The sequence below is a fragment of the Bradyrhizobium huanghuaihaiense genome (genome assembly GCF_025200885.1).
GTDB lineage: Bacteria > Pseudomonadota > Alphaproteobacteria > Rhizobiales > Xanthobacteraceae > Bradyrhizobium > Bradyrhizobium huanghuaihaiense.
Genome location: NZ_CP104172.1, coordinates 7,893,742 through 7,912,384 on the forward strand (window position 1 = coordinate 7,893,742; position 18,643 = coordinate 7,912,384).

Below are 18,643 nucleotides of genomic sequence, written 5' to 3' on the forward strand. Positions count from 1 at the left end.
GCAGCGTCATGTGGCAGGCGTTTTGTGGTAATCAGCGCTGTTCCGTGCTCGGCTCCGCAGTCAGCGGCGCGCCTCCGACAGAAACCGGACCTTGTGGTTTCGAGGGACGGACGTCTCTCTTGGCCGGCTTGGATATGGTGCGCACGGGCGGCGAGGAAGCAGCAGGAGCAGGAGCAGGAGAAGCAACAGGCGCAGCATTCTGCAGCTCCTCCATTCTTTGGGTCAGTGTTGCGATCTGATCCGAGATCCGCTTTAGCTCGGCTTGCTGCGCACCGACGTTGCGATTGAGCTCGGCAATTTCATCGGCTGTCTTCTGCTGCCTCGATTGGATCCCTAAAAGCGCGTCCCTATCCTCAGTTGACAAGCCAAGTGTGGGCGGCACGACTTCATGCGCCGGCGCCGCCTCGGCAAACGTTTCGATTTTTGTCAAAAAATAGGCTCCTCCGGTGCAAAGAACGAGCAATACGGCTAGAAGACCAAAGATCCACCGAAAGCCTTTTGACGGTCTCTGCAGGACCGGCGGCAATTCCGATGCTTGGGATTGTTCCGTCACAGCCGTCACCCCGCTCTCATCATCTCGATCTGCTTTGATCGTTCTCGTTGCCGCGATAGCAGAAGATGGTCAAGAGCTGACGCGAGCCGCCCCCGCTGCATCGTTTTCAGCAACGTTGTCCCCAAAGCCGGGTCTTGATGCATCAGGGGTTTTACGGGCCAGGCATTGCGCTGCAGGTGACCAGGTAAATAATGAGGGCCGGTAGAGGGGATTATGAAGTACATTCATACCTGCTTGCTCTTGAGAGGCTCACCGAAAGGCTGTGCACGTCGGGGATTTGCGAGGTGACGCTTCCAGCACTCCTGTGCCTGATTGTTCGAGAATCGATATTTGTAGCGCCGAAGTTGACCTGGCGCAAAATGCTGCCCAACCCACGCAAAAAATGCGTGACGCGAGCGCAACCATAAGACAAACTCTATCGTTCGATGGAGAGGACTTACGTTGCTAGTGGGCAACTGCACGAAGTCCAGCCACGAGATCAGGTCGGCCGTTCAGAATGACGGGCACTACATGCGAAAATGAAGAGATTCGAGGAAGCTAATCCCTACCCTGAGCAGATCATCTGCAACCGCCGGGCCTCCATACGTAGAAAACCATACCAGCGCCCCTGTCCGGCTGCGTACCGTCTTGCGTGAGGTCTCGCAGGGATCCTAGCGCCCAAAGGTCGACCGCGGGATCTAAATGAAAGCAAATGCGAGCAGGCTAGAGCAAAGCAGCGCAAGCCCAGCGGCGGTCAGCGCCAACAGGCTGCCGGACACAATGTCATGATTGCGCATGAACCGTCCTTCATGGCGCCCGGAAGCAGCACGAGGGGGTGGCTGCCTTCGCGGTGAGTAGCCAATCACCGGATTACTACTCAAATTCGCTGCACTATTCCTGCGGTCTGCAAAGGAAAATGCATTTTTTGAGCGCAATCGTCCCATTGTTCGGCGGCTACAGGCGAGAACGAACGAGTATCAAAAATTGTGAGGTGTTTGCTGGCCAATAGGCTGCGTGCGTGGGATGCCCCGTAAGAGCCGCCCCTCCTCCAAGGCACGGGATGTGAGCCGTTTCATAATTGCGATATATCGTTTCGAGTAATCCTTGTTGCATGCGGGTCTTCCTAATGCTCTTCGCGGCTTTTACGATCATGTTGGCGGTACGTGACCAGCACCAAAATGGCTTCGTGCCACGCCCGACGGCATCTATGCCCCCGGTCGACGTGCCGTAACCCAAGCACCTGCCTCTGTCCGCGATGACTTGACGCACTTCATCAGCATTGGCAACTACTCAGACTCAGCTTGCGATCTGCACCGCTGCTGTAGGCAGCACATCTTCCTCCCCAGCGTGGGGACAGCTACGTCATTATGTCACTGCGGAACTGGCGTAGCCGCACTAAAGTCCGGGCGCACACCCAAGCTCAAGGAGCCGATCGGCATACTTCGCTGGCCGCTATCTCAAACTGGGCGGACGACCATAAATTCACGTGCGCCGCGCGAAGCGCGTATTGGTCAGCACCGATCTACGCCAGCCTCGTCGTAGCCGGCGGCGGCTAAGCCATCGTCTGGTCGCGCAGCCCCCATTGATGCTGCGCCTCGCGTCCTGCGTGGCTCCGCGGCTCGGCTACAGCGTCGCGCATCACGGTCCTCTTCGGCTCGCCTCTGAGCATAATCGACTTTGCCTTCCCTCTTGAAGAAGCCGAGCACGTCTTCATTGATGCGAATGGAAATGGTGTTGTTCGTTGCTAGAATTATCTAGCATCGCAAACGCAATCGCGGTTGCTACCACAGAGCAGCTACCAGCAGACCTCCTCAGTGTCCCAAGGTCCTCACTTAACGAGTAAGCACATTTGCTCTGTATGAAGTCCAACATCAGCGGCACAGACAGCCGCAGTAGCCCCGCCGGCACCGGCCAGAGTAATGAGGGTTCAGAACTGTCGAAGAGCTCAAGCTAAATGATCTCGAAGTATCTTTGACGTTCAAAGTCGGTGACCCGATGTTGAACGGCTTCCCACTCCCAACGGCGCGAGCAAGAAAACGCTTCAACAAACCTTTCTCCGAAGACATCGCTGGCCGCTGCAGACTGCGCAAACCGAGATGTTGCCTCCGATAAGCTTTGAGGCAGCGTCGCGGACGAACGACACATTTCCACGCTTGCATCACCGACGATCGAATCGGGTAGTGCCGGACCTGTCTCGACGCCCAATATTCCCGAACCAATCGCACATGCCAGCGCGAGATATGGGTTCACGTCTGCGCCAGGCAGCCTATACTCCAGGCGATGGGCAGATGGCTCTCCCGGAATCGCGCGAACCGCGCAGGAGCGGTTGTCAACTCCCCAGCTTGGACAGATTGGTGCCCAGGAGCCAGGCACCAATCTCTTGTAGCTGTTGAAGTTCGGCGCAGCGAGTACACAGAACTCATTCATGTATTCTAGTTGTCCGGCGATGAATTGCTTCATAAGCTCCGAGACGTTGCCGAACGCATCACCGTCGTAAAACGCATTTTGACTATCCGAGGATATCGAGATGTGAATATGGCCGGACTGGCCGGGCCATTTCTCGGAAACCTTGGCCATGAATGTAGCCATCATGCCTCGCGTTTGCGCCCAGGCTTTTATCATCGACTTGAATATGGTTGCCCGATCGGCAGATTCCAGCGCATCACAATGACGAAGTGACGCTTCGACCACGCCAGGTCCCGTTTCAAAGTGTAGTCCGCTGAGAGGTATTCTAGCCTTCTCACAAAGCGCCAAGATCTCATCGAACAGCTCATGTTGCGCGACAGAGCGCGCAACTGAGTAGCCGAACGGGCCGCGCGTTAAAGGAGCCCATTCGCCGAATGGCTTTTCTTCAATCGTGTCTGCGTTCTCCTTGAACAGCATAAATTCAAACTCGAACCCGGCAGTGCAGTCGTATCCGTGGTCAGCAGCTCTTCGCAGGACCTTACGCAAGACACCGCGCGGGCAGATGTTCTCATGTGCGCCCGCGAACTCCGCGAGGTAGAGATATTGATCGCCGAGATGAGACACCGAACGGCCGGAGCCCGACAGAATACGCAGGTCAGCATCTCCGAACGCTGATAGCGGCTTTTGCGTGAAACTGGCCGGAATGACCCGGTCCGTGCAATCCCACGCCAGCACCGCTTCAGAGAACTTGATAACTTTATCTCCATCCGAGAGACCATCACCCAAGACGTGTTTGCCTCGCAGAACGCCATCGAAGTCGCTTACGCCGACCATCGCCGCGCGGGCTCGATTCGCTCCGGTCAACCTGGGATCAGTTGGCATTAGTCGCGATCCTGCATCACTAAATCGAACACCTGGTCCATTCGCATGGCTCGCAACTTGCGATAATCATTCTCAAGCTGAGTCAAGTCGCTATTGACGAGATAAACGATGCCTGGTGTCGACGCCAAGTCAATCGTGGGAACTAGCTCTTGACCAATCGGAACGAATGCAATGGCATCCGCGAAGCTCGGGAGCTTGCGGATTGCTTCGAGTCCCGGATAACCGGCAACGACACCGCCCATATCGGAGATCAGCGAGACGCAAAGTGCGTGAGCCTGCCGCTTGTAGGGCCCGCGCAACCGCATATATTCACCAAAGCCCTTGGGATCTGCGTAGCGCCAGGCCGTCAGGCTCATATGGTTGTGCCCCAACGCCATCGTTCGTGCTTTTGCCGACATGGTCCCTTGAAGCCTTGCTCCGAAGTCCACCAGAACCGGTCCCCCATGATCGACGATGATCTCAGCATGAGCCGGTCCGTCGACGATCTGTAGTGCCTGCAACGCACGCATCAAGTAGTCGGACAATTCCTGAACGATTGGTTCGCTGCCCTCCAACAATCTCTCAAGTGAGCAGACCGATGATGCCCTCTCAATCGGAACCGTGTCATAGGTCCAGGCCTCCGTAACGAAGGCTTCCCCGTCGATCGAGACGGCATTTACGGTATATTGCTGGCCGTTTATTTTTTCTTGGCCAAGGGCAAAGCGATTCAACGCTCCGACACGGTTCGTCTTCCCGACAATTGCGCTCAGAGCCCGCTGAATATCAGCATCTGTCGAGCAAAAGAATACATCCTCGGTACCCGTACTGTTTAGCGGCTTGATCACGATCTGATCGAACTTCGCTTCACGCTTCCACCTCGCGATCTCTGCAGGACTGTCGGACACGACTTGTCTGATCGATCGCACGCCTGCAGAGGTCAGCGCGCAAGACAATCGCGCCTTGTCACGCCGCGCAGCGGATAGCGCGGTCCCATTTGATGGTAAGCCCAGCCGCTCCGACAAAGAATCGGCGAGTTCAACTCCGGTCTCGCAGCCCGCGATAACGAACTCCAATTCCCGGCCATGGAGAGCCTGAAGATGATAATCAACGATCTCGTCATATCCCATGCGCTCGCTGGGACGAATGACTTCCTCATACAGATCCGCATTGAAATGCGATTGGAATATCGGCGGAATCTGTGCAGCCGACATCACATGCACAGTTCCAATTCCATAGCGCTTGAATTCTTCCGGTAGGTACCGGCCGGTAGAGTATGCGTCTACGATTACACAATTCCGTTCTTTCATGCGGATCTCCGATACTGCGAGTAGATGTTGCCGACAGCAACAGCCGTAATGAGAGCATTTCCTATGAACGTATGTAACGAAGGCACGATGCGAGAATCGAAGTACTGGAACAGGAAGGTGATGATAGGGGCGGTGGACAGGACCATGTTGACGGTGAAGGGCTCTATCCGGCGAATGCCTTGCTGGATCAAGAGCAAAGGAACAATGATCGTCGACAGCCCAATTGCCGCGATCGCAAACCAATGCTGCGAAATCTCAGGCACGATAGATGAATGGTCGACCAGTCCGAGCAGCAAGAGAATCGTTCCATAAAAGCGATGCGCCAGGACTTGTCGGCCAGAAAACCCACGGTCGAACAGCAGTTTGACAAGTACATTTGTAAGGGCCAGCGATAGGCCGGCCACGATTGCCAACACGATGCCAAAGGACGATCGTGGCCCCCACTCCACGCCCGCGTTGCCGCTGGCCGAGATCCAAATCATGTAGCTCCCGATCGTTGCGATCGTAACGCTCACCACAATATCGGATGCTGGCGGGGCACCCTGGCGCCTGATCAGTGCGTTTAACCACACTGTTGCGGTGGGCCCCAGCGCCACCATGAAGGCGACGACGATCGCAGGTTCAGCGTATTTCAGTCCAATAAATAGGCCGATCCAGCTGATTGCCGTCACGACATTGAGCGCGACGAAGACCAGGAGCGACGATTTCGTCACCGTTGCCTCGGCTCCCTCGTCGCGAGCCAGGAGATTGAACATCAGACAAACCACAGTGAAGGACAGCAGAAGCGCGACGAACACATCCGCTTGCTGAAAATACGACGCCGCATAAACCTCGCCTGCCGCGCTCACGACAACATAAAGCGCCACAAATAGAACTCCCAGAGCGAAGCTAGTCGCCAATCGCCCAGTCTTCCTGTACCGGCGAGGCCGCGCACGGCCCTCGCGGGACCGGACGCGTGCATCGGCTCCGAGGGACTGTCCTTTCGACGTGCACGGGCCACGTTTGGTTTGAAATGTCACAACCGGCCTCTAGTTGTTCTTAGTTCGGTAGTACCCAAAACACGCCTCTCCAAATGCCTTGAACAGTTGCTTGCTGAGGAGATCGGTTGAAACGTGCCATTCGGGGTGCCATTGCACACCGATTTGGAGGGTCGGGGCGCCAATGACCGAAGCCGCCTCGACCAAACCGTCAGGAGCCCATGCCTCCGGCCTCAACGCCGGGGCAAGCGCGTCGATGCCTTGATTGTGCAGCGAGTTGACTTGCGCTTCGATCGTCCGCGCGATCGGAAAGAGCGCGCCATCGGAACATATCCTGACGCTGTGCGCAGCATCGTACTGACGGTCTCTTGGACGATCTGGCTTCTCGGCATGCATCGCGCCACTTTCCGGCCTCCACTCCGCAAGCGATGAGCGGAGCGTGCCGCCGAAATAGACGTTGAGTTCCTGAAGCCCACGGCAGATGCCCAGAATAGGCATTCCGAGCGCGATGGCGCTCTCTATGGTTACGGCAGAGAGCCTGTCCCGCGGACGGTCAAGGATCCCAACCTCAACGTCCTGCCGATCAGCCTGCGTCAGGAACGCAGGCGCTCTCAGGGCGGCAGGGTCGATGTTCGATTCATCACCTGTCAACACCAAGCCGTCGAGCCGGCACATGATCGCCGGGGCGACCTCCTCCCTCGCATCTTCGGCGTCGACCGTTGGCAACATGACGCAAGCCACTCCCGCGTGACGATGGAGTGCCTGCAAGTACTTGCGCCGCAACCAGTCGCGATGCACACCATCGACCAGAAGACGGTTCGAAGTGACGCCGACCACGACTCGGGTGCTCTCTGGCCGTAGCAACGTCACGCGACCTGCCCTCGCGCGCGAACCTCGGCAACGGCCTGCTCATACAAGCGTCGATTTCGCTCTTTTAGCTGAGCTATGACGCTAGGTTGACCTTGAGGTCCCTTGACAAAGAGCCCGCCCCAGGTCGCGGCAACCTTCGCATAGTTCGGATCCTGCATTCGGATTTTCTGAGCTTTGCGCAGCAGCCAAAACGGGATCCCCGGCGAAAGGTGATGCTCAAGGTGGTACTCATCCAGATTCTGCCCGAGGATGGCCCGCTCGAGGAAATTTCCTTTCCGATTCCTGGTGAGATAGACGTTCTGCGTCTCGGTTTCGCACATGGGTGAGTGCTCGGCTAGTTCGATAAACCATCCGAGGACCTGAAACGTGGTGAGATAGGGCACGATCCAAAACAGGACGACGATATGGAGCAGCCCAACAGCATATGACCCGGCCAGGATGCTGATCCAGAAGAGATAGAAGCCATACTTGTCGATAAGTACGCCTGAGCGGCTCTGATCCTCGACATCCGTGATCGAAAATCGATTGGTCCAAAGATACTTCAGATACGCTACTGTCGCGCCGCCGAAGATCGGCTTCCAGATCATGTTGAAAGCGTACCGCTTCGGAGGCTGCACGTCGTAAACGCCGCTGGACAGGAAGAACTTCAGGTCGGGATCCTTGTCCGGATCTCCGAGATAGGGATGATGCAAATAGACGTGCGAGATCCGGTAGGCCCAGTGGCGCTGGAACAAGGGATAGGAAGCGAACAGAATGCCCAGGACGTAGTTCCAGGTCGTGTTCTTCGCGAGCGTGCGGTGAGCCGCATCATGAGCGATGGTTGTCAATCCGCGTTGATAGGCACCAATCAGAAGCACGGCCAGCGGGTAGAGCCACCATGAGACCGACACAGTCGCGAGCGTACACGCTGTGATGACAGCGTAATCTTTGGCAATATAAGCCGCTCCCGTTATGTTGTCGGGCCTCAGCTCGGAGAGCTGCCTATTGATTTCTCGGCTGAACTGAACGGCCTCATAGCGTGATGACCTCAATTTCCAAGCGTCTGCCTGATTCATGAGAACCTCCTCCTGATCGCCTTGCAGGTTGTCAGATTGCGGAAAGCGCCTTGTCCAGATCGCGCAGGATGTCGTTGACATCTTCAATGCCGACGCAAAGCCGGATTGAGCCGCCAAATATGCCGGCGGCTTCGCGCTTTTCCCGCGGGACGGTGGTGTGGGTCGTCGAGACAGGATGGGTCACGAGCGTGCGGGCATCGCCTACATTCGAAACATGATACATCAAGTCGACGTTCTGGATGAACTTGCGCCCGGCTTGTTCGTCCTCCACTTCAAACATGACCATCGCCCCGTGTCCGTATGCAGCATTGAGTGTCTGTTCAACGGTTTCCCGATCGGCGCCTTCGAAGAGCCCCGGGTAGAAGACACGGCGTACTTTTGGATGCCCCTTGAGAGCGTCGGCCACGATCCTGGCATTCGCGCAGTGCTGCTTCATGCGAAGTGGCAGCGTTTCAAGCCCTTGGATAAGTTGAAAGCTCGCAAACGGGGCGATGGCCGCGCCGGTATCACGCAACCAGGTCATGCGAGCCTTGAGAAGAAACTCGCTCTTTCCAAGATCGTCGACATCGCGCACCGCGTTATGCCAAACAATTCCGCCATGCGCATCGTCGGGACAGTTGAACAAGGGAAAGCGAGAGGCTCCCCGGTAGCTAAACTCTCCGTTGTCAACGATCAGTCCACCGAGCGTCGTGCCGTGGCCGCATATATATTTCGTTGCGGAGTACGTCGTAATAGCAGCGCCGAGATCTGACGGCCGGCATACCAGTGGCGTCGTCGTATTGTCCACGACCAAAGGCACACCATACTTTCGGCCGATCTCGGCCAACTGTTTGACCGGGAGCGGAATCAGACAAGGATTCGAAATCACCTCTCCGAACAGGCATATCGTGCGATCATCAATCGCACGTTCAAACGTCTCGGGCCTTCGAGGATCGGCCGTCCTCACGCTGATCCCAAGACGCTTTAATGTGTTGTGGAGCAGGTTCCAGGTATTGCCGTATAGATACGGAGAGGCGACGACATTGTCCCCCACCTCGCCACTTGACAGGTTGACGATCGCAAGGAAAGTCGCTGCTTGACCTGACGCAACGGCGAGCGAGTCGCTTCCCATATCGACGGCGGCGTAGCGCCTTTCAAGCGCGCGGGTCGTTGGATTGATGATCCTTGTATAGGTGAACCCATCGGCCTTGACGTTGTAGACATCGGCGATGTGGTTTAGATCGCCGTCGAGTTCATAAGCCGTATTCTGGTAAATCGGCACTGCGACGGCTTTCGTCACCGGGTCTCGCCGATAGCCCGCATGCAGAACAGCAGTCTCGGCCGAAAACGGCAGCCGCGGGTCCCCAGCCGCTCGAGCCGGCATCTTTACGCGAGCCCCGCATGCCTCTTGGCCCGACATCGGCCTTGCTAACCGAGCCTGACCGGACCGGAAATATGTACGAAAAGCGCATCCCAACTGCTCGATCCAGCTGGATTGGATTTCCCCAATGCAACCGACGCGAAAGCTCCGCGTGGCAAGATGCAGCTTTGAGTAGACGTAAAGGTTGTGGGCCGCCAAGTGGCGATAAAGCCCATCGAATCCTACCTGGTCCACGATTCCCGACGGCGCACTGAACGCGACGCAGACCGGCGACTGCAAATTCGCGGACAGCAGCGGAGACACCAGTCCTTCGAGTTCTTTGACGAGATCGTCCCTGACCTTCTCGTACCTGCAGCGCCTGGCATCAATGCCCTCCTCGTGCAGAATCTTCAGGGCCTTTGTCGTTGCCTGAACGATGTGGGTGGGAGGGGTCGACCGCCACTCACCGGTGCGCTCGAGCGAGAGCCATTGATCTCTCACGTCGAGCACAAACGACCTCGGTTCTTGAACCGCATTCTCGAGCAGCTCGCGGGATGCGATGACAAACGCCACTCCCGGCGGCCCCTCTATGCACTTGTTGCTCGACGTGACCAGGACGTCAGGCCCACGCTGGCTCAGGTTAATATTAAGGGCGCCGAAGGAACTCATCCCATCGATGATGGTCTTTACGCCACGTCTTCTCGCCTCCTCCACGATCGCGTCCAGCGGATTAACGATTCCGGTTGTCGTCTCACAATGCACGAAACACAAGTGCGTAACGCCAGGATTTCGGCTCAGATGCTCACCAATCTCTTGCGGATCCAAAGGATCGGTCGCTCGCTTCACGAGCTTCAGTGCTTCGACGCCCCACAGCCGCAAAATTTGCAAAATGCGCTCGCCATAGATGCCGTTTATGCAAACGAGCGGCCTATGGGCTGGGGACACAAATGAAGAGAGAGCTGCCTCCATCGCAAAGGAGCCCCCTCCCTGAATAGGCACGACCGAATAGTCGTCAGCATTTCCCAGCAAGTTGAGCATCAGCCGCCTCATGCAGGCGGTCACTTCCTTGAACTCGCAATCGCGCGATGCGAGATCAAGCTGCATCTGGCTCCTGACCGCCATCGATAACGACAATGGACCAGGCGTCAGCAAAAAGCGCTGTCTTATCAAACCATTCCTCCTCAAGTTGTATTCCTTAATGGATCTGGAGTACGCCCACCCCACCAGGGAGCCCCTGTGGCGAGGGTCGACTTCCTCGGGTCAACAGCTTCGGGTCAGATGCCCATAGATTGCCGGCGCGCTTCGGGTCTGTGTCCGAAACCCTGCCGGATGACAAGCTCCACATCTCATCGCAGATGCAGAGCGATCTTCCACAAAGCTCCTCACCGATACCATTCATCACCTCCTAGAAATTGGCCTTGCGACCGCGCCCTTGAACACAACCGGCGGCGACCCGCGCTATCATTAGCCATCACGCACGCGCGGGCTTGAGCGCGCCTGCTTGCGTCGCGAAGCGGCAGGTCGACCGACCGACTTACGTGCGAACCTGCGTCATTCAGGCAAACCTGACATTAGGAACGCGATGCAGCCGGATCACCGCGCCGGGATGCAGATTAAGGCATGGCACACTTGATGACGTCGCTGGCAGCGGGAGTGTGATGCATGGGCTTGGACTTGATGCATTCGCACTTCGTAGCTCGTTGGAGGGTTTGAGACGCTGATGACTGTCGTTGTCCATTTCGAGATCGTACAACTTGACGTTAGGGGCGTTTCAACCCTCTCGGGGGATTTTCTCGTGAGATTTTTTTCCTGCCGTACTCCCATCTTTCGGCGACAAGCCGACGTAGGGTGCAGAGTGGGGAGATTCACAGCGAGCTGAAATAATTTGAGAGTTCGACATCAGGACCGTCGGCATTCCGCCTGCGACCGCATACCAGCAGGTAATGATGGCCCAGTCTTCCCGTTCACGTACGCTCCTTGCCATACCGCAGATGGAGGTACCGAGCTTCTCCGCCATGCGGCCGGATCCTCCTGGATAGCTGGCACTTGGAAAGTGTGCGCCTCGTCGCACATGAGCATCGCTGTCAGGTGTCGTTGCGCTTGAATGAAGCGCCCTTGGCAGGCTGTGGGTCGAATCGGGCTTGAAGGTAATCTGAGCGACCTTGCGATTGCGGTCCCTTTAGCAACGAACAGTTCGAGACCTTTCGGCGAGGACGCCGTGACGCAGAACATGTCGTCCTGCTTTGCTACGACCAGGTCTACTCGACTTCATATGAGTGGCAGTGTCCCTCTGTGAGCACGATGGTTAGGCTGGCAGTATCTGTCGGTTCAGCACGCCGCTTTGCGGCGAGAAAGTCTCACGGACAATCATCGCCGGGGCGAGCGTGCCGCGGTTGACGGCTGGTCCAAACCGTAAGCCCCAAGGTGAACGGAGTTCCATCGCGCCCAGCAATCAATGAGCGCAAGTACCTCTGCGGTGAGGCGCTCTGGTTCGACGAATCGCATCTCCCAGCCGTTCTGCTCGCGTTGGCCCCTCTGCAGCGCCTGCTCGTTGATGGCGAGCTCGCGTTCGACGCGGTCTACCGCGCAGTCGAACAGGTTGACGGTTGACCAGAGCAGCCATCAATTCGATCGTCCTTGTCGCTTGCCATGGATGAGCTCCCTGGCCTTTTCGGCCGCGCCATGGCCGCCTTCATGGTGATCAACGACGACAGGCGGAACGGAGCAGAACCCGAAGCGCGGCGGAGGTCCGTAGCGCAGCACGGGATGGCTACGGTTCGCGGCTGCTTTGTCTCGCAATGCGAAGGCGCGGGCGTAGGCAGGCAGTGTCCGCCGTCGAGCGGCGGGCCAAAAGGAAGCAAGCTTGCCGAAAGCCGGCATGGCCGCGACAGGAGGGAGTCGTGGTCGACTGCCAAGTTCGGATTGGTCAATATACTGGAAAGCAAGCGACCGTCCCGAAACCCAGGTGCCTCATACTGCGCGAGAGATCGAAGCCGGCCGAGACGCTGCCCGGCTCGGCTTTAACGGGAGCTCGGCGTGTCCTAGCCGCACACCCAGCAAGAAGCGCCAAGCAAAAAGTCAACTTACTGGAAGTCGGACTTCCTCTCTGGCTTTTGTTGTCGCATCGTAGATTCTGATCCGGAGCATGGGACGGCGTTTATTGAGGTCCTCCGCTCCCGCCAATGCTCCATCTCTGCTCGCATACTCGGTTTTGAATTGACCATCCACTTCGAGCACATAACCGGAAACGGGCAATCGGCGAGTGGATGAGACCATTTTGTTCCTTTATAGCCAAAAGTCCGATCGCAGGCTCGGCTGAGCTGGATCGCCTTGGCCGGGCCTGCGGGATACTAGCGCATCGATGATGCGACGCGAGGGACCGCTAACCATCAAGAATTGAGCGCGCCATCAAGACATCCACTACCGCTTCCGCGGAATGCTCTAGGGTCTGCTCCATGGTCCTGAGATGAACCTCCGGTGTCGTTGGTGCTTCGTAGCACGAATCGATCCCGGTGAAATTCTTGATCTTGCCGGATTTCACCTTTGAATACAGGCTTTTTGGGTCTCGCCGCGCGCATTCCTCGAGCGGCGTATCGACAAAGACTTCTATGAACTCTTCCTTGCCAACCAGGCTGCGCACCCTGTCCCGTTCGGCCCTGGTGGGCGAGATGAACGAGCAGATCACGATCAAGCCGCCGTCCGCCATCAACTTGGCAACTTCGCCGACGCGCCGGATGTTCTCCACGCGGTCCGTCTCCGAGAAGCCGAGGTCCGCGTTCAATCCGTGCCGGAGGTTGTCGCCATCCAAAAGCATGGTATGCCGCGACATCGCAAACAGCTTTTGATCAACGAGGTTGGCAATCGTCGACTTTCCCGCGCCAGACAGGCCAGTGAACCAGATGACGCAAGGCTTCTGATTCTTGAGCGCGGCGCGCTCCATCCTGTGCACGGATAGCGCTTGCCTAGCAATATTGGTGGCCCGCCGTAGCGGAAAGGCAATCATGCCGGCCCCGACCGTACGATTCGTGTAACGATCGATGACGATGAATGATCCGGTCTTTCGATTGAGGTCGTAAGGATCGAATATTACGGGCGTTGCGGTCACAACATCGCAGAAGGCGATCTCGTTGAGGGAAAGCGTCGCGGCGGCCAGATGCTCACAAGTGTTGACGTCGATTCGATGCCTAATTGCGGTAATGCTGCCGGAAACCGTCTGCGATCCAATCCGCAGGACGTAATTGCGTCCGGGAACGAGCGGCTCCCTGTCCATCCAGATCACATAAGCGGCAAGCTGGTCGGCCACCTTCGGTCGGTCGTCCGGTCGCGACAAAATGTCGCCACGACTGATATCGATTTCGTCTTCCAGTGTAATGGTAACCGCATCCCCGGCTTCGGCGGCGACAAGGTCGCCATCGTGGGTCACGATCCGCTTGACGCGCGTGGTCCGCCCCGACGCAGCGACAACGATCTCGTCTCCTGTCGAGATCCTCCCGGAAGCCACCGACCCGGCATAGCCCCGAAAATCCGGATTTGGCCGGTTTACCCATTGGACTGGAAAGCGGAAAGCCTGGCTTGCGGTGCCGGACTGGATGTCAATGCTCTCCAAATGCTCGAGCAGGCAGGGACCATGATACCAGTTAGCATGAGCGGAGCGGTCCACGACGTTGTCGCCGTAGCGGGCCGAGATCGGAATCGGAACGATCGAGGTGAAGCTGAGACCGGCGGCAAAGGCCAGATAGTCACGGGCGATCCGATCGAAGCAATCTTTGTTATATGCGACAAGATCGATCTTGTTCACTGCCAGCACGACATGACGAATACCGAGCAGCGAGCAGATAAAGGAGTGGCGGCGGGTCTGAACCATCACGCCTTTCCGGGCATCGATCAGGATGATGGCGAGCTGGGCGTGCGAAGCGCCGGTAGCCATATTGCGGGTATACTGCTCGTGACCGGGAGTGTCGGCCACCATGAAGGAGCGCCGCGGCGTCGTGAAGAAGCGGTAGGCGACGTCGATCGTGATGCCCTGCTCCCGTTCGGCCTCCAGCCCGTCCACGAGCAGCGCGAAGTCGATGTCATTCCCGGTGCTACCGTGCTTGAGGCTGTCGCGTTCCAGCGCCGTGAGCTGATCGTGGTAGATCATCTTGCTGTCGTGCAGTAGTCGGCCGATCAGCGTCGATTTGCCGTCGTCTACCGAGCCACATGTGATGAATCGCAGCTGATCCTTTGTCCTGGCCAGGACCGATTCCGTTGTCGGATTCGTAGACATCAAAAGTAGCCTTCCCGCTTTTTCTTCTCCATTGAAGCGGCTTCGTCGGTATCAATTAGACGTCCCTGGCGCTCCGACACAGTCGTAGTCTGCATTTCCGCGACGATATCTTCGATCGTCGTCGCATCGGATTCAATAGCTCCGCTCAAAGGATAACATCCAAGCGTGCGAAAGCGGACCATCCGCATTTCCGGCGTCTCATCGCGGTTAAGGGGCAATCGCTCGTCATCGACCATGATCGTCGCACCATTCCGACGCACTATCGGTCTTTGTTTTGCGAAGTAGAGCGGAACGACCGGAATCTTCTCGATCATGATGTATTCCCACACCTCGAGCTCGGTCCAATTTGACATCGCAAACACGCGCATAGTTTCGCCCTGGCGGATCCGCGTGTTGAACAGGCTCCAGAGCTCCGGCCGCTGGTTACGGGGGTCCCATACGTGTCCGGCCGAACGGAAGGAGAGTATCCGTTCTTTTGCGCGACTCTTTTCCTCATCGCGCCGGGCCCCGCCAAAGGCGGCATCAAATCCGTGCAGGTCGAGCGCCTGCTTCAGCGCCTCGGTCTTCATCACCTGGGTATGAAGCGCGGAGCCGGAATCGATCGGGTTGATCCCGCGCGTGAGGCCCTCCTTGTTGACATGGACGATCAGGTCGAGGCCGAGTCGCCTGGCTGTAGCGTCCCGGAAGCTGATCATCTCGCGGAACTTCCAGGTCGTATCAACGTGAAGCAGGGGAAAAGGCAGTTTTGCCGGATAGAACGCCTTGATTGCAATGTGCAGCATTACGCTTGAGTCTTTTCCGATCGAGTAAAGCATGACCGGCCTTTTGAACTCGGCGACCACATCACGCATAATTTCAATCGATTCAGCTTCGAGGCGGCGCAGATGTTTCGGTAGCATATGTCTTCTTTTCGATGCAGGATCTCTGTTCTTCGCCGTTCTATGGCTTCAGCCTAGAGTGGGAATATCCAGCGGCGGAAACGGCCGGCTAAGACGCATGGGCTCTGGATGAGCTCAAGCCCCGCTGGACACCAGACTTGCAGATTGGGAGGATATCGCATTCCGCCGCTGGTGCGGCTGGCGCCTGCGTCACACCTGATCGGGAGATCAGCCTCGTGCGGGTTAAGGATCTTGGCTGAATCCGCCAGCGTGTTTTGTTCGCAAGCGTTCAGATCCCCTAGTGGATATTGAGGATCCGCTCAAGCCGCGCGACTTCGCCTCGCAACATCTCGATAGCCGCGTCGCGGGTGCGAATGCCATCCAGCCCCGCAGCTCGATCAACTTCTGACGCTGACAGCGTCTGTTGCAACTGGGCAGCCATCGCGTGGACCGGCTCTCCGGCGTCAGATAAGCCGGATAATGCTCCCGCCTTGGTACTTCGCAAATCCCACCAAGTTCGGAATATCTGACGATAAAGTTCAGTTACCTCCCCTCCCCTATCCAGGACCCCGGCTTGCCGTGCATGTACCAGTTCCTGCTCATATCCGAGTTCTAGCAAAAGCTCGGCGCCTACAAGATCGGTCACGGTTTGCATCTCTTCGACGCTCAATTGCGATTGCCATGCCTTGACAGAGCTTTGGTCGACCGCGTCACGTTCCAAGATTTTTCGGTCTCCGAAGCTGCTCGATCGAAGATAATCCGCTTGTCTCATCTCCGCCGATGCGACGGCCGCTGGATCACAGCCGAGCCCCGTCAACAGACGCCGGATTTCCTCGTCCGGATACGCCACGAGCCGTTCGTATTGCACGAACTGTGTGTGCGGGCGAGTGCGGTGCGCGGCGAGCTTGGGAAGGCCCAGAGCCAAATCGGCGAGTGAAGTTATGATGCCGTCTGGGACACGGAGCATGAGATCGACGAGACTGGAGACGCTGACCGGATGCGAGATTTCTGCCCGCAGTGGGACGCCCCACGTCGATTTCAGTGAAGCCGCGATGGCATAGGGATTGCGCATCAGCAGGACGTGTGGCGCTTCTGGATAGACAGATTCAAGAAACTCAAGCGCCATCCAATAGCGTGGTGTCTTGTCTAGGATGATGCGCTTGCCCGCTTGTGCCAGATACTGATCATATGCTGCATCGGCAAAAGCGCGGCTGGGGATCGTGCGATCTATGCGCCCCAGGAATTCAGAGGTTGCGGCCTCAATCAGTGAGCTACCCGCCGGATGGCGCTGATCCGTCCTGCCAAATGCTTCAAGCGCCAGCATCAACCAGGGTTCAGGCGGAGCCACAACATCTGGATGGTGCTGGAGCAAATGCGCCAGGAGTGTCGTCCCGGATCGTGGAAGACCGAGGAGAAAGCACACCGCAGGCGAACGGCCAATACGTCCGCTCATCGGCCAGACCCTCGTGCTTGAAAAACAAACCCCGTAGGCACTCGCTCGAAAGCCAGCCGCAAAGCGCTAATACGACAAGAATTTAGTCTGCCACTCATGACTTGAGAACCGTTCAGTTTGATCGATCGGCTGGATCACACAAGGACACTGCAATTGCCACCTCGATTGCTCGACAGTTGAAACGAAGTCACGAGCCAACTCAATTACACGAAGATCGATTGCGGTTATAGGAAGGTTGAAACGAACCATACGGACGTTTGCCGAATTCCGCCCACGGCACATGGAAGGTTATTACGTAATCACAAGCTGGCTCCCGACGCACCGTGAATGCTGCCCCTGGTCTGCCAAGACACTGAGCCATAGCTCCGGCCAGCCCGTCGTTCGCCAGCCTATCCTTAACTACACCAAGTGTTTGATTTGCCTCCTCTTGGAGCGTTGCCCCTCCCCTTTTCGGCGCTAAGGAGGCTTGTAAACGATGGAACCTGACTTAAGATGCCTCCGGATCTACCTGATCTACCAAGCGCGCTTGGCCGCATCTCTACTGACGGAAACGACCTTTTCCGGTCATCTATGTGGGAGATCAGACCGATCCGTGCGCGTCTCGAAGCACTTGCCAAATTAGATGTGCTGGGCATCACTCGGCCACGGTGGACGATCCTGATGGCTGTGACCTATTTGGGCAAAGAAAAGGGTGTACCGGGCGACCTGGTGTCACGATTGATGCACGTCGGCTCTTCCTTCATGACAACCCGCTCAAAGCTGCTAGAAAAAAGCGGTTTTCTGCGGCATAAGTCCTCCGCAAACCATGCCCGGATCGGGCAGATGTCGCTGACGGCCAAAACGCGCAAGCATCTCGCGACTTTGGAGCCACGAGAGGCCGCGCTGGATGAGCTCGCTTTTGATGAAAGCGGCATTGACCGATCAAGCGAGTTCATTGCCAAGGCTGCTACGGTGAGGCTTCGCCTGGAAAGGGCCCGCGCTGGCATTCAGAAGATCAAACGAACAACTGTCAGAAATGGAGCTCTTAACATGAGTCTCCCATCCTTCGAATATGTCTTGAAGCAGCGCGGTCGAAGGTGGTTGTGGTCCGTTCACAACGCCGAGGGCGCTCGGGTGATGACTGGTTCAGGACGTAACCGCTCCGCCGCCATCTATCAAGCTAACAGAGCGCTTTTTCAATTGCTGTTGAGCGCGCCATATCGCCTCGGAGCTCGAGCTAGCCAACAGGCTCGGCGAGGTCCGCTTACGCCCAAACTTTAGCCTTTCAAGAGCTTCGAGGATGCCCCATTCGCGAGTTGTTTCCATTTGGCTAAAGCTATCAGCCGATCTGTTCGGCCCAGCGCGGCCAAGACTGCCTCGCCCAAGCTGAAGAAACTGCTGCCCGAACGGATGTTAGATTCGGCCCCTACAGGAGTTCCTCTGAGACTGGTCAGCTTCTCGAACTAACGCGCCTGGGACTGGGCTTTGTGGCCCCATCCCATGCGTTCCGGGGCCGAGTGTCTCGGGGTTTCATCTTCGAGACAGGGCTATGGTTAAGACCATCTCTTCACTCGCGATCATACATCGCAAGCGGCTGTCGAAACAACCTTCCAGGAAACTTGATCAAACATGAGGAGGCGCTGGAGCACGTTCCGCGACATTGAAGGCATCCAGCACGTGCGTAAAAAATTCTCTCAGCGCGGGTTCGCAAAGCGAATGT

Annotated in this window: 11 protein-coding genes; 1 reads left to right on the forward strand and 10 read right to left on the reverse strand. The window is 57.1% G+C overall.

The window, feature by feature from the left end; translation table 11 throughout:
- Window positions 1-31: 31 nt before the first annotated feature.
- The 10 genes from N2603_RS37290 to noeE all read right to left on the reverse strand — a co-directional run bounded on the left by N2603_RS37290 (window position 32) and on the right by noeE (window position 16,944).
- Window positions 32-562 (reverse strand): hypothetical protein, encoded by a 531-nt coding sequence (locus N2603_RS37290; RefSeq protein ID WP_260386083.1) that lies wholly within the window; start codon window positions 560-562, stop codon window positions 32-34.
- 1,920 nt (window positions 563-2,482) lie between these two features.
- Window positions 2,483-3,820 (reverse strand): glutamine synthetase, encoded by a 1,338-nt coding sequence (locus N2603_RS37295; protein ID WP_260386084.1) that lies wholly within the window; start codon window positions 3,818-3,820, stop codon window positions 2,483-2,485.
- Window positions 3,820-5,106 (reverse strand): ATP-grasp domain-containing protein, encoded by a 1,287-nt coding sequence (locus N2603_RS37300; protein ID WP_260386085.1) that lies wholly within the window; start codon window positions 5,104-5,106, stop codon window positions 3,820-3,822. Before N2603_RS37300 ends, N2603_RS37295 begins: the two co-directional genes overlap by 1 nt.
- Complete coding sequence (locus tag N2603_RS37305) at window positions 5,103-5,972, reverse strand: DMT family transporter (protein WP_260386086.1); 870 nt, start codon at window positions 5,970-5,972, stop codon at window positions 5,103-5,105. Before N2603_RS37305 ends, N2603_RS37300 begins: the two co-directional genes overlap by 4 nt.
- 162 nt (window positions 5,973-6,134) lie before the next feature.
- The gene (locus N2603_RS37310; RefSeq protein WP_260386087.1) at window positions 6,135-6,920 is read right to left on the reverse strand and encodes a gamma-glutamyl-gamma-aminobutyrate hydrolase family protein; all 786 of its coding nucleotides are present in this window, start codon (window positions 6,918-6,920) and stop codon (window positions 6,135-6,137) included.
- Between the two features lie 29 nt (window positions 6,921-6,949).
- Window positions 6,950-8,008, reverse strand: coding sequence for a dhydrorhizobitoxine desaturase (rtxC, locus tag N2603_RS37315; protein WP_260386088.1), 1,059 nt, complete (start codon window positions 8,006-8,008; stop codon window positions 6,950-6,952).
- Between the two features lie 31 nt (window positions 8,009-8,039).
- Window positions 8,040-10,451, reverse strand: coding sequence for a 2-aminoethylphosphonate--pyruvate transaminase (locus tag N2603_RS37320; RefSeq protein ID WP_260386089.1), 2,412 nt, complete (start codon window positions 10,449-10,451; stop codon window positions 8,040-8,042).
- Window positions 10,452-12,729: 2,278 nt separating this feature from the next.
- Window positions 12,730-14,613: a sulfate adenylyltransferase subunit CysN gene (gene cysN, locus N2603_RS37325; protein ID WP_260386090.1), complete on the reverse strand. Its 1,884-nt coding sequence runs from the start codon at window positions 14,611-14,613 to the stop codon at window positions 12,730-12,732.
- A complete protein-coding gene (gene cysD, locus N2603_RS37330) occupies window positions 14,613-15,512 on the reverse strand; it encodes a sulfate adenylyltransferase subunit CysD (protein WP_260386091.1) in 900 nt (299 codons plus the stop codon). Before cysD ends, cysN begins: the two co-directional genes overlap by 1 nt.
- A gap of 277 nt (window positions 15,513-15,789) precedes the next feature.
- A complete protein-coding gene (gene noeE / locus N2603_RS37335; protein ID WP_260386092.1) occupies window positions 15,790-16,944 on the reverse strand; it encodes a nodulation protein NoeE in 1,155 nt (384 codons plus the stop codon).
- A gap of 660 nt (window positions 16,945-17,604) precedes the next feature.
- On the opposite strand from noeE, the gene N2603_RS37340 reads away from it, so the two are divergent.
- A complete protein-coding gene (locus N2603_RS37340; protein WP_260386093.1) occupies window positions 17,605-18,204 on the forward strand; it encodes a hypothetical protein in 600 nt (199 codons plus the stop codon).
- Window positions 18,205-18,643 lie beyond the last annotated feature (439 nt).

Coding starts and splice junctions, on each gene's coding strand:
- noeE (WP_260386092.1), bottom strand. CDS start 16,944: ATGAGCGGACGTATTGGCCGTTCGCCTGCGGTGTGCTTTCTCCTCGGT.
- N2603_RS37320 (WP_260386089.1), bottom strand. CDS start 10,451: ATGCAGCTTGATCTCGCATCGCGCGATTGCGAGTTCAAGGAAGTGACC.
- N2603_RS37340 (WP_260386093.1), top strand. CDS start 17,605: ATGGCTGTGACCTATTTGGGCAAAGAAAAGGGTGTACCGGGCGACCTG.
- N2603_RS37295 (WP_260386084.1), bottom strand. CDS start 3,820: ATGCCAACTGATCCCAGGTTGACCGGAGCGAATCGAGCCCGCGCGGCG.
- rtxC (WP_260386088.1), bottom strand. CDS start 8,008: ATGAATCAGGCAGACGCTTGGAAATTGAGGTCATCACGCTATGAGGCC.
- cysN (WP_260386090.1), bottom strand. CDS start 14,613: ATGTCTACGAATCCGACAACGGAATCGGTCCTGGCCAGGACAAAGGAT.
- cysD (WP_260386091.1), bottom strand. CDS start 15,512: ATGCTACCGAAACATCTGCGCCGCCTCGAAGCTGAATCGATTGAAATT.
- N2603_RS37300 (WP_260386085.1), bottom strand. CDS start 5,106: ATGAAAGAACGGAATTGTGTAATCGTAGACGCATACTCTACCGGCCGG.